Source organism: Clostridium sp. Marseille-P2415 (genome assembly GCF_900155545.1).
Lineage (GTDB): Bacteria > Bacillota > Clostridia > Lachnospirales > Lachnospiraceae > Lacrimispora.
The window spans coordinates 1-12,612 of the sequence record NZ_LT732526.1 but is presented as its reverse complement, the minus strand read 5'-3'; the positions used below and the strand labels follow the sequence as shown (position 1 = coordinate 12,612).

The window sequence follows — 12,612 nt, the reverse complement described above, 5'->3', positions numbered from 1 at the left end:
TTCTGATAGGCGGAATGCCCGCCGGGATTTACAGGTAACATAAAAATCGCCTCCAATCGAAAAATATCTTATAAACAAGGGCGCGAAGCGCCGCATTTTTCGATGGATTTGTCAAGTGTTTTGATAAAAAAAGTGGGGGATTTTAATAAAAAAGGAATCTGAAAGTCTTATAAATCAAGGCTTAGAGATTCCGAGAGATTATTTGTAGTAACAGGAGGATAAAAATGAAGGTTGCATTGATTGATACGGGAATTTCAAAAAATGAAATCAATAACAGGTGTGAAGTAAGGCACTTTTCTTTATTTAAAGAGGCATTAATGGAAGAGTATAAGGAACCTGGAAATAACCACGGTACAGATTGTTTCAAAGAAATAGTATCAAATTCTAAAAATAATGAAATACAAATTTTTGATTTAAATATATCGGATGAGTCTGGAAATTTACAGGTATTTAATATTATTTCTGCGATAGAAAAATCAATAGAGGAAAAAGTTGATATAATAAATATCAGTTTAGGATTAACTGCGTATTCGCAAGAATTATATGATATATGTGAAAAAGCCACACAAAATAATATTGTGATATTATCAGCTGCCTCCCACGTGAATACAATATCATTTCCTGCAGATTTCAAAAACGTTATATGCGTAAAAGTAGATCAGCAACAAACAGAAAAAATTAAAACAATCAATTATACCACCGTTTCTATTTCAATGAGAGATTTTATAATAAAAGAAAAAGACACTGAATTTGATTTCAGTTCATCTAGTTTAGCGTGCGCTAGACTATGCGGCTATCTTTGCGACGATCTCAATAATATGCCGTTAAGTGATAAATTTAAAATACTATCCCGCAAATACAATATTAACCTTTGTAATTCGGATGATATTAGTTGCAATATTAATTTAAAAGAGAGCGGTATTCATGATATGTTATCAAATAACCGAGTGGCCGTTGTTCTATTCCCATCAAATTCACTCGAAAACGTGAATAAGTATTTCATACATGAAAATATCGTAGCGTATTATGATCATGAGAAAGAGGATTTTTATAGTTTTAGAAATGATAAGCCAACGAAAGATTTTAATGTAATAATAATATTAAATTCTGCATATTTTGATTTAAAAGCCCCCCTAACTATAAAAGAAAAGTATAGAAGCTATCAGATAATCTGTATAGGTAATTTTTTGAAAATAGACGATAATAAATACCTGTATGACTATAGTGAATATGAATCTTCTGAATTATCTGTACTAGAAAAACCTGTTATCGCTATTACAAGTTTGTGCAGCGGATTAAATAAATCTGATATTCAGTTATCGTTGTTAAATAGTTTAAAACAAGATGGACTGAATATCGAATCAGTTTCTAACAATCCAATAGGGGTACTCTACAGTACAAATGTTTTTAATTTTCCTAACGAACTAAAATTTCCCAATATCGTTTATTCTATTAATAAATATATGTATCTTTCTGAAATTAATAAAGACATGGATGCATGGCTTATAAATATTGGGGGTGCAATAGGTCAGGTTAATTGCCTAAATACATATAACTTTGGTAAACTGGCTGATGCCTACTTTTCTGCCGCGAATATAGATGTAGCCATAATGTGTGTAAATCCTTCTATAGATGTTCAAAATTTAAAATTACAGTTAGCACATTTATATAAGCATGGCATTGAAAAGATATTCATTATTTTATCACATAATGATATTGATGCTTCAACTATGGATTATAAAGATGGTTTGCAAACCTATTATGTTGACAATGCAAAATATGCTGATGCGTTCGAGTATTTAAAGAAAAATCTTGAAGAAAAAATATTTACTTTGGAGGATGTACAAAACGGCAACCTTTATAAAAATGTTATAGAAACATTAAGCTAAAAGAATCCAGCCAGAATCAACATGCTGACCTTTCTGTATATTTTCATAGCCTTGGAAACGTCTCTTTGCCACAAGCGACGGCGAATTCATTGAGAAGAGCCGGTGTTGGTGTATGCTTTTTAAGCATACACCAACATTCTTTTTTTTTAATAAAACCTGCCTTTTTCCACATGGCTGATTTCAAATGGAAGGCTGATTATTTCACAATATGGTCTTAAGATGCAAACTGTGCTTTTCTCCTTTGATACATCAATTCCTACGCTTATCACATGTAACCTCCGTAAAATAAACTTGTAATTATATACTATCCACACTTATTACGATTCATTACAGCATACAATCGAATCGGCTATTAAAACAGCTCTAAATGCAATTATGGAGCGGGATTCTAACGAATCCCACTCCAACCATTGACAAATAGCCTAAATGGCTCACCCCCTCTATCCATGTTGAGTAAATAATCAATTTTGTTTTCCAAAAATGTTCAGCAGGATTAACCATGAGATTTACAAATGCTTATGGTAATGGGCAAAACGCAGACATAGGATAAAGGCCGGAAATGGATCGCCTAGAAATAACATTACATCGGCAATCGGTGATAGGCGTTCGCGGTCCGGCTAAAATCAATCAAGTCATATCATCCCGAAGCGCGTCAACGATATTTTCTTTTTTTATCTTGCTAATAGCATACAGCATTGTAATAAATACAATAAAGAGTACACCAAACACACTGATTGCCATACTGCCCCATGGGAACACAAAACCAACATTTCCGCCACCGATGATCATGCCCTTATAAATCAGACAGGAAAGGATTCCTGAGAGGGGCAGTCCCCAAAGCATCGTCCGCGCTCCATAAAGAATGCATTCAAAGCACATCATCTTATTGAAATCCCGGTCGGACATCCCTACCGAACGGAGCATGGCAAATTCCCGTCTGCGCAGCTTGATATTGGTGGAAATCGTGTTGAAGACGTTCGCAACCGCGATCAGCGAAATCATTGTGATAAAAACAACCGAGAACAGATTAACAATAAATGTGATATTACGGTTTTGCTCCAGGATCTGATAGACATTGTAAAGATTATAGTCGGTGGTAATGCTAGCTCCATCAATTATCGTCTGCATCTCAGTTGTAGACTGGCTGGGATTTTCTGATTTGAAGGTCATGCCCAGCTTTGTAGGCTTTATAGTCGCACCTAATGCATCAAATTGCGGCTTTACCTCGTAAGGGGCTATCACCATAAGAGAGTATCCGTGCGACTCACCCGGCTCTGCAGGCAGCAGATCCGGGTAGTCTTTTACAAAGGTTGCACGGATCGTTTTCGTCTGGTCTCCGTTCTTGGAGCGGAGCGTAAATTCCATAGGCTGTTCCTGCGTATACCAACTCCCGGGCAGTATTCCTGCCATAATCATTTTTTTGTCCTGTCCGGTGTATCCCTCTGCGGACAGACCGAGGCCTCCAAGGAGGTTCTGATAGATGCTGTTCTCAACAAACTGTATATCCAACTGCACTTTCACCGTTTCACTTACCCCATCATAGCCGATGAGCTCGCCGTACTCATCCAAAAAATGACTTGGCAAATCACTTGTATTGAGCACACAGGAATAGGTCGAAAGTGCCTGATAAGAGCTTTTGGTAACGCCTGCGGCGGTTTTCAGCTCATCATAAAGCTGAAACAACTCGCTTTCCTTCATTTCTCGCGTATCGAAACAGATGTCATAGTCTTCACTTACCACTGATGAATTCTCCGCAATACGATTTAGATAGGTTCCGAAAGAGCTTGCCGACACAAACAATACGACGCTTAATGTAAGCGACAGGATAATACTGCGGTAACGCCGCCTGTTTCTCTTAAAGTTTTTTAACGCAAGTATTTCTTCTAAACCGTAAAGGCACTTTGTAAGCTTTGAGGTTCTTATGGCTTTGGTTTCCACCTTGACCTCGTTTGTCTGGCGGATACATTCCATCACGGGCGTACTGGTGGCCTTCTTAGCCGGAATATAGGCCGAAATCAGAATGGTGATCATACTGATAACCGCCGCCGCAACAAGAGCAGGAACAGACACCACCAAAGTCAACGGTACATTGTCATACATAACATTTGCGAAATTCTTTGCCACTAGGGAAAGTACAAGCTTGATGCTTGGTATCCCGACCAAAATGCCGATCGGAATGCCGATTGTACCGATGCAAAGCCCCTCAAACAGCACAGAATTGCGCAATTGTTTTTCCGTGGCACCTATCGACATGAGAATTCCAAACTGGTGTGTGCGTTCATTCAATGAGATGTTGAATGAATTATAAATCAGGAACACCGAGCCGAGCATAACCAGGGCAATCAAAATGCCGCCAATCGAGTACAGAAGAACTGTAAGCATCTTTTCCCCTGAAAGTCCCATAAAACGCAGTACATCATCATTCAAAACATAACTTTTATTGTATGATATACTGTCTGCATAAGAATGAACCTGATATGGGTTCTTCAGCGTGATAAATACGGTAAGACTGTCCGCTGCGGCTGTATCCTCTGTTGTGATTAAAGTGTATCCGGGTGCAGCATACTCCTCGATTGCCGGTCGTTGGCAGATGCCGACAACCGTATATGTTTTCTCTGTCGTGGGTACAAGCGTTTCTTCCCCGGCACAATACGAATCGTGCTGGCTGAGCTTATGATCGCCGCTCATGCGGTTGCCGACCAAGAGGGTGAGTGTATCACCCATCGAAATTTTCACGCCGCTGTTTGCCGCAATATGAGCTGGTATCACGACCTCGTTGCTTTTCTCCGGCAGTCTGCCTGAAAGTAGCTTGATGGGCAGAGTATCCAAATCTTCCTCGTTCCATCCGGTAATAAAAAGATATGGCTTGGCGGGATTTTGTCCGCCTTCCAGTGTGGCATAGCCGATGTTCTGTAGCGCCACAACATTTGCCACTCGGCTGCTCTCTGCCTGTTCCTGCACAAAGGAGGAATTTGTGTCCGGAATTTCAATATGCCAATCACCATATTTGGCAACAGCACCGTTTATCATATAATTTTGCAGGGACACGGCAAAGGTAGCAACTGCCGTAATCATGGCGGCGGACAGAACCACTCCGATAATCGTGACAATCGTTCGGGTGCGGCTTTTTTTCAAGCTTTGCAGAGTGACTTTGTTAAAAATATTCATGGTCGCACCCTCTCATCTCTCGCTACTTTGCCGTCTGAAATGACGATAATTCGGTCTGCTTGCAAGGCAATATTTTCGTCATGGGTAACGAGGATCAATGTCTGCCCATATTTTTTATTGCTTTCTTTCAGCAGCTTGATGATTTCATGTCCATTTCGGCTGTCCAAACTGCCCGTGGGTTCGTCGGCAAGCATGACCGCCGGTGCGTTCATCAAAGCGCGTCCTATAGAAACACGCTGTTGCTGGCCACCTGAAAGCTGATTGGGTAAATGCGTTTTGCGGTCTTTTAATCCAATCATTTCGAGCAGGTCATTCAGCCGCTCCTCGTTGACCTTGCGTTTGTCCATCAGAATAGGCAAGGTGATGTTTTCCACCACATTAAGGGTCGGAATGAGATTGTGAAACTGATAAATCAGTCCAACCTGCCGCCTGCGGAAAATGGCGAGTTTTTCATTGCTCCCCGCATATATATCCTGCCCTTCCAAATACACCTTTCCGCTTGTCGGCACATCCACACCGCCGATGCTGTGAAGCAATGTAGATTTACCCGAGCCGGAGGAACCGATGATTGCGGTAAACTCGCCCTTTTCGATAGTAAGTGAAACATGGTCAAGCGCGGTAACTTGATTTTCACCCTTGCCGTAGACCTTGCATAAATTTTCAATTTTTAAAAACTCCATTATGTGAGTCTCCTTTCTTATATTTTACTCATATAATAGAACTTTAACCTTACATCTCGGTGACTTTCAAGTGAGAGATTCGTCACTTTGGGAAACGAATGGCAAATATCGCGCCGCCCTTTGGGTGATTTTTTGCGGTAATCGTCCCTCCCTGTCGTGTTATAATCATCTTGCAAAGAGCCAATCCAATCCCGTATCCTGTCGCGCCTGCGTTTTTTCCGCGATAGAACCTGTCAAACAGGCAAGGTAAATCTTCTTTTTCAAAGCCCACGCCGCTGTCGTGGATGACAAGCTCGGTAAATAGTGGATTGTCCTCACAAACAATCTCAATCTTCCCGTTATAGCCTGCGCTTTCCATGCAGTTTTTGAGGATGTTTTGAATTGCTTCCGAAAGCCAACCGGAATCACCCTTAATGATTATTCCTTTCGGCACGTCTATCTGCACACCAATATCGTGCAGTTCCATTGGAATCAAAAACGGGTGAAGCGCAGCGCTTATCAAAGTGTTCACATCTATCTGCTCGCCTTGGAAAACCACAATACCCGCGTCCAAGCGTGATAATTTCAACAGGGAAGTAAGCAACCAATCCATCTGTACAAACAATTCCTTTGTTTCCCGTATCAATGCTTTCCGTTCATTTTCGTCAGGGTTATTCTCTAATATTGATAGAATAAGGTTTACGGATGTGAGAGGGGTGCGGAGTTGGTGAGCTATGTCGGCCAACGAATCAGCAAGATGTTCTTTTTCTTTTTTCAGTGCGTCGTTTTGCTCCCTAATACGCAGCGTCATTTTTATTACCTCGCTTTGCAGAATGGAAAGTTCGCCCTCATCCGATTTACCAATATACAGATGGTCAGCGTTATGGAGCACAAGATCGATTTGATCTGAAATCTGCGCAATGCTTTTATATCGGGCTTTGGTAAATGCAAAAAACGCTGTTCCAAAGGCAGCGGCAGAAGTAATGGTAAGGATTCCACCTGCCGTATTGATTGCAAATCCCAGCGTCACTGCGGCGACAGCTATTAATAAGAACAAAATGGCAAACTGCCGAAACTCTCTATTCCGAAGCATACCCGTCCCCCAATCTATATCCTGTCCCGCGAACGGTCAGAATGATTTGCGGGCTTGCGGGGTCGTTCTCTATCTTCTCCCGCAGGCGTTTAATGTACACGGTCAATGTATTATCATTGACAAACTCGCCCGCAGCATCCCACAATTCGTCAAGTAACCTGCTCCTTGTGATAATACTTTTTGGGTTATTAATAAACACCAACAACAAGCGATATTCTAAGGCTGAAAGAAAAACCTCGCTGCCATCCTTTTTCACGACGCCGCTTGCCATATCGACATGAAGCCCGCAGATATCAAGAGCCGATGGAGAACGTCCGCTTTTTCGCAGGGCGGTTCCAATTCGTGCAATCAATTCACGCGGACGAAAAGGCTTGGTGATATAGTCGTCCGCGCCCATGTTCAGCCCCGTAACAACACTCGCCTCATCGCCGAAAGCCGTCAGAAAGATAACGGGAACATCTTGCGTTTCCTTGATTTCCGTACAAACCGTAAAGCCATTTCCGTCAGGCAAAGAGATATCAATCAACGCTAAGTCAAATTTATTCCCGGCAAGCTCGGCAAGAGCTTCACCTCGCGTAGGAGCGTGGGTGACTGTAAATCCCTCCGAGCGGAGCAAAAGTATAAGGTTTTTAGCGATTGCCTTATCGTCCTCAACCAAAAATATCCGTCTCATTTTTTCTCATCACCCCTTACTTTACTGCTCCTATATCGTCCGTCAGCCGGTTTTTCGGCGTCGGCAGGAACAAGCCATGTATTTCCCATTTTCTTAGCTCCATTAATCCGCCCGGCAGAGCAATGGTACACTACCATTCTATCTGTGATTCCCCAATTTTTTGCTGCTTCTTTTGTCGTTATATAATCCACGCATAACACCTCCATAATTTTATTATATTTCTTTTCACGGAAATATACAAGCTAAGATATAAAACAAAAAAATACACGAGCGTGGAAAAGAGTTCGTGCACCCGCACAGGCTAAAGATCATAGTTTAGGTGGAACCATTTGCTCTTGCTTTGGCTATCAATAGCTGAATTCAGTCTGCTAAATAATCACAACTTAAAATACAGCCTATTTTACACCAATGTCCCACTGGCTTCAAGCGGGAGTTGGGTTTAAATATCAGACTGTATGCTTTATTTAATAATGCACCCTATATGTTGTCATATTATAATCAAGTGAAAACTTTTAGGGTGTATAAATACTTCTTTAAAATATGTAAAATATTTATATTATAAAAAATATAAGAGACCAATGTTAGGAGTTTATATGAGTTCAAAGCTATTATTTGATATTGGCAACAGAATAAAGGAGCGGAGATTGGAATTAGGTATAACTCAACGGCAGGCAGCAGATTTATTAGATATTTCTCTGAATTTTTATGGGGAAATTGAACGAGGTAATAAAAGAATATCTTTGGAAAAAATTTTGCTTGCTTATGAAAAAATGGATTTAGACCCAACTTATCTTCTAACGGGAGTTAAACCACCTTTACTTAATCTAAATCGACTGATATTAGAATGTCCAAAAGAGAAAAGGTTCGATTTTGAGCAACTTATTAAATATGCTAGTAATTTATGTAAATCAAATGATGAGTAGGAGGGCTTTATAGGACCAGGAGGTGAAATAAAAATGCTTAACGTGGCATTTTGTGATGATGATAGAAATTTTCTACACAATGTTGAAAAAGAGGCAAAGAAGATATTTGAAACATTAAAAGTCAAAAGTTCAATTGATTTATTTACAGACGCTAATTTATTGATTGAAAAATTTGAACAATATAATCCATATTATCATATTATTTTTCTTGATATTGATATGCCATTCAATGGAAAGGAAGTTGCAAGAAAACTTCGTCTTATTGATCATCAATTTAAACTGGTATTTATAACCTCTTTTGATCAGGAAGTTTTGAACACTTTTCAATTTAATGTGAGTGATTTTTTACCCAAGTTGCTTTTGGAAGAACATCTGTTTTCGGTTATTCAGCGAGTCGTGAATGCTGTAAATGAGGAAAATCCACAGAATCAAATTTTTGAAGTAAATATACAAGATGATGATATTATTACTATAAAGATTCCATTGAATGATATAATATATATTGAAAGTGTTAATAGGAAAAGTTATTTACATACTAAAAGAGAAACCTACCTCTTACATGGTTATAAATTTACAGAATTAGTTGCTCATTATATCAATTTTAATTTTGTTGATATTCATAGAACCTGTATAGTAAACATAAAATACATATTTTCAATTGGAGGTATTGAGGTGCGACTTGACAATGGTACGATTTTGCCGTTGAGTCGAAGAAAAAGACAAAATGTTGTTGATAAGTTTATTGAAAACATTTGTGAGGTTAACATATGTTAGAATTTATTTTTACTCTATTAGAATCTTCTTTTCTTTATTGGATGATAAACAAAGTTCTTATATGTAAATTTACGGGTAAAAAAAAAGTATTGCTTTTAAGTACTGCAATTTTAATTGATAGTTTGTTCGTTTATATTTGTCCAATTGAACTTACTATACTTCGAATTTTGACTTTTACAATTTTTTCATTTATTCTAATTCATGTGTTATTTAATAATAATTATTTGATAAAAATATTTTTTGTTTTTTTGAATAATTACATATTTCTTGTAAGTGATATGATAGCAGGAAATCTTTTATCTTGGATATATGAAATAAATGTAGATTATTTGATTTCAAAATCATTATCTTTATTTTTATTATCTAAAATCATTGCTTTTTTACTTGTGCTTTCACTTATTCGGATATTCAAAAAAATCAACTTAAATATATCGATTAATTATTGGATAACAATGAATTTTATTATGGTAATATTCATTGTTCTAATGAATTTTTTTATGACTATAAGCAGTACGTTACAAAAGAAAAATTCCCATTATACTGTACAGATTGTAAGGATATCATTGCTTTTTCTTATAATGTCTGTAATAGTAATTTATCTTTTTGGTGAAATTTGTTTCTTTTATCAAAAAGAACAGCATCGATATGCTTTAAAATTAAGAAATAAAGAATTAGAACAACAACTTGCGTTCCAAGAATCTTCAGCATCTGACTTGAGAAAAATTAGGCATGATATTAAAAATAATCTTGCTAACATTTCATATTTATTAAAAGAAAATCATATTGAGGAATCAGTTAAATATATTAATGCCATTACATCGACTTTAGAAGCAACTAAATCAGTAATTCATTGTGGAAACAATTATATTGATTCTATAATAAATTATGAAATATTGTTATGTAAGAGAAATAGAATAAATATCCAGTTCGAAGTAGATAATATTCCGGATTTAAATATTAAACCTACTGACATATCTTCAATTATTTCTAATATACTAAATAATGCCATTGAGGCAAATTCAAAACTTACAGAATCTGAGAGATATATTGGTCTGAAGATATTTTGCTACAAAAATTATTTGACTATGATTGTAAAAAATCCTTATAAGCATATTTTGTTTGAATCTGATGGTATACTTACAACAAATAAAAAAGATAGCATTTATCATGGTTATGGACTTAAGATTGTGAAATCATCCGTTAATCAATATGGCGGCACTTTTCAATATTCACATGATAATGATGTGTTTGCAGCAAAGATAATTTTACCTCTAAGCCAAGACCTAAATTAAAATATAATTTAATTTTACCATTTGGATTAATATTAACACCATTCGGTTAAATTATCTTGTTTTATATAAATCATTATTTTATTATTAACTTTATTATATCATATCACATTTTAGGAGAATTCAATGATTTATTATATAGCAGATGAATTAAGTCTATGTTTAGTTGTTAATAAAATTATCCCAATTGAAAAAAGAAAATATTATACATATGGAATTGAATTAATTCTGAATGATTTATTGATTTTTATTATGGTAATTAGTTTAGCTCTGATTACAAACACCATTGCGATTAGTATTTTATTTACTTTCAGTTTTTGCTTATTAAGAACATATACAGGTGGATATCATAGTAAATCCTATGCTAGGTGTTGCGTAACTGCGATGGTTAATTATCTATCACTCTTAGTATTTAATTCTGTTTTAGAAGAATTTAGGTTATATGCTGGTGTAATAATGATGATATTATCTGTTCCGGTAGTTTGGATATTTTCTCCTATCAAACATGATAATCATCCATTTAATGAAAGAGAAAAAGAAAAATATAAAAAAGTCAGTAGAATACTAATAATTATTATTTCAGTATTTTTTATTATATCTATTGTTTCTTTATTTGATAAGATTGTTTTTGTTTTAGCATGGTCAGTATTTGCAACATCTTTATTAATGTTGCTTGCAATAATATTAAATAAAAAGGAGGAAATATCAAATGAAAAAACAGTGCTTAGAGATTTTAGCCGCTATGGCAGCGACGGCAATCAGACAGGCAAATAATTCAGCTTCACGGTATTGGTCTTATGAGCCAAAACCACCAGAGGGAATAAAAAACTTTAAAAAGTGACAAAATTTGTAGGCTCTAATCGTATAAGTAAAACAAATAACCATCTACTAAACATCCAAGATCAGTTTAGGTGGATTATAAAAACATAAGTATTTTATATCATAATGGAAAGTTGAGCCCTGAACTTTTAATACCAGTCAGGAGGACCCCAATGAAATAGGGGGGCGGACATAAAGTTGGACTCTAGTGGGACTCCGAAAGGATTGGAGTCCCGGCGAAGCCTTGGATTAACTGCTTAAGCTGTCCAAGAAATTGTCCGCCCCCTAGTATCAAGATTTTTTCGCAAATTATATTTCAACCGTCAGCAGCCGGTAGTCATCCTGGCTATGGGGCGTTTACCTTTCAACTAACTTTGGAAAGAACCTATCTACCATTTACTAAAAAACTCTGAAATTTATGGGATTATTATGAGTGTAATGTGAAATAGTGAAATACCAATTTATTTTTCTAGCAACACCTATATCATATACACTTAAGCCAAAGTGAAATTATTCATTTATTTTTCAAAAGATATTGTTATTTGATTATCATAAGATAAAACCAGAGCTCACAAACCTCATAAATACTACGTTCGTGGGCTTTGCTAAACTATTCAAACTCACGTCTTGATACTTTGATGTATCATGAAAGCTTAGTTTTTATAGTAACTTGTACCGTATTTTGTCGTACATTTGTCCTATTTGCAACATCTGAATAATTTTGTAGTTCCGTTTTAGTTCTACAACCGATGTCTGGCTCCATTTATTTTTCCAAATGTATTCGCTATTATATTTACTATCTCTAACTGTCAATACCTTATTTCGCATTTTAACCTTGAAATAATGACCACAATGTGATATATTAAAATTCAAAAAGGAATAACCGCCTAAAAGTGGAAGCTTCAAATTTTTTCTTTTCAAGCCTTCACATCACTTTTCATAATAGATAAGAATAGATAATTTTATTCCGAATACTCATTCATTATGAGTACGCCTATCCTACGCCAATAGGATAGGTCTTTTTTGTTTTATTGCTTTACATTAGTCAGCAATGCGATTAAAAACGTACCACCTAAAAACAATAAACTTAAAGTCTGATATGTTGTCATTCGCATCACCTCCATTCATAACTTGAAGGTTTCAACCTATATTAGGTTACTCCTGAAAGCATATTACCATACTGAATATTACGGCGCGGTGGGTTCTTCCGCAAATATCCGTTTTGTATCTTTCGCTTATAAAGTTTATATGATATACTATAATGCTATAGGAGATACTGTTTATGAACGATACTACAGCATTAAATTTAGATAAATTTTATCCAA

At 36.4% G+C, this 12,612-nt stretch carries 13 protein-coding genes; 6 read left to right on the top strand and 7 right to left on the bottom strand.

Features of this window, described 5'->3' with window-relative positions; all coding sequences use genetic code 11:
- Positions 1 to 224: 224 nt before the first annotated feature.
- Complete coding sequence (locus BQ9856_RS04970; protein ID WP_077610057.1) at positions 225 to 1,889, top strand: S8 family serine peptidase; 1,665 nt, start codon at positions 225 to 227, stop codon at positions 1,887 to 1,889.
- A gap of 146 nt (positions 1,890 to 2,035) precedes the next feature.
- Here BQ9856_RS04970 and BQ9856_RS25120 read toward each other — a convergent pair whose 3' ends face one another.
- From BQ9856_RS25120 to BQ9856_RS04945, 6 genes are all read right to left on the bottom strand, one after another.
- Positions 2,036 to 2,158, bottom strand: a complete 123-nt coding sequence (locus tag BQ9856_RS25120) for a hypothetical protein (RefSeq protein WP_268875621.1) — start codon at positions 2,156 to 2,158, stop codon at positions 2,036 to 2,038.
- A 358-nt stretch (positions 2,159 to 2,516) separates the two neighbouring features.
- On the bottom strand, positions 2,517 to 5,057 hold the full coding sequence (locus BQ9856_RS04965) for an ABC transporter permease (RefSeq protein WP_077610056.1): 2,541 nt from the start codon (positions 5,055 to 5,057) through the stop codon (positions 2,517 to 2,519).
- Positions 5,054 to 5,737, bottom strand: coding sequence for an ABC transporter ATP-binding protein (locus BQ9856_RS04960; RefSeq protein WP_077610055.1), 684 nt, complete (start codon positions 5,735 to 5,737; stop codon positions 5,054 to 5,056). The genes BQ9856_RS04965 and BQ9856_RS04960 overlap by 4 nt, the downstream gene beginning before the upstream one ends.
- Positions 5,738 to 5,819: 82 nt before the next feature.
- A complete protein-coding gene (locus BQ9856_RS04955) occupies positions 5,820 to 6,809 on the bottom strand; it encodes a sensor histidine kinase (protein WP_077610054.1) in 990 nt (329 codons plus the stop codon).
- Positions 6,796 to 7,482, bottom strand: coding sequence for a response regulator transcription factor (locus BQ9856_RS04950; protein WP_077610053.1), 687 nt, complete (start codon positions 7,480 to 7,482; stop codon positions 6,796 to 6,798). Before BQ9856_RS04950 ends, BQ9856_RS04955 begins: the two co-directional genes overlap by 14 nt.
- Positions 7,479 to 7,673 carry a helix-turn-helix domain-containing protein gene (locus BQ9856_RS04945; protein ID WP_077610052.1) on the bottom strand — a complete coding sequence of 65 codons (195 nt, stop codon included), beginning with the start codon at positions 7,671 to 7,673 and terminating at the stop codon, positions 7,479 to 7,481. Before BQ9856_RS04945 ends, BQ9856_RS04950 begins: the two co-directional genes overlap by 4 nt.
- A 402-nt stretch (positions 7,674 to 8,075) precedes the next feature.
- Between BQ9856_RS04945 and BQ9856_RS04940 the strand changes: the two genes are divergently transcribed.
- From BQ9856_RS04940 to BQ9856_RS25630, 5 genes are all read left to right on the top strand, one after another.
- Entirely contained in the window at positions 8,076 to 8,405 is a 330-nt protein-coding gene (locus BQ9856_RS04940) for a helix-turn-helix domain-containing protein (RefSeq protein WP_235839151.1), read from the top strand.
- A gap of 33 nt (positions 8,406 to 8,438) precedes the next feature.
- Complete coding sequence (locus tag BQ9856_RS04935; protein WP_077610050.1) at positions 8,439 to 9,179, top strand: LytR/AlgR family response regulator transcription factor; 741 nt, start codon at positions 8,439 to 8,441, stop codon at positions 9,177 to 9,179.
- Positions 9,173 to 10,471, top strand: a complete 1,299-nt coding sequence (locus BQ9856_RS04930; RefSeq protein ID WP_077610049.1) for a sensor histidine kinase — start codon at positions 9,173 to 9,175, stop codon at positions 10,469 to 10,471. The genes BQ9856_RS04935 and BQ9856_RS04930 overlap by 7 nt, the downstream gene beginning before the upstream one ends.
- Before the next feature lie 123 nt (positions 10,472 to 10,594).
- Entirely contained in the window at positions 10,595 to 11,242 is a 648-nt protein-coding gene (locus BQ9856_RS04925; protein ID WP_077610048.1) for an accessory gene regulator B family protein, read from the top strand.
- Positions 11,211 to 11,309: an AgrD family cyclic lactone autoinducer peptide gene (locus BQ9856_RS25630; RefSeq protein ID WP_159441945.1), complete on the top strand. Its 99-nt coding sequence runs from the start codon at positions 11,211 to 11,213 to the stop codon at positions 11,307 to 11,309. Before BQ9856_RS04925 ends, BQ9856_RS25630 begins: the two co-directional genes overlap by 32 nt.
- A gap of 1,006 nt (positions 11,310 to 12,315) precedes the next feature.
- Here the strand turns inward: BQ9856_RS25630 and BQ9856_RS25115 are convergent.
- Positions 12,316 to 12,396 (bottom strand): putative holin-like toxin, encoded by an 81-nt coding sequence (locus tag BQ9856_RS25115; RefSeq protein ID WP_235839292.1) that lies wholly within the window; start codon positions 12,394 to 12,396, stop codon positions 12,316 to 12,318.
- Between the last annotated feature and the right edge of the window lie 216 nt (positions 12,397 to 12,612).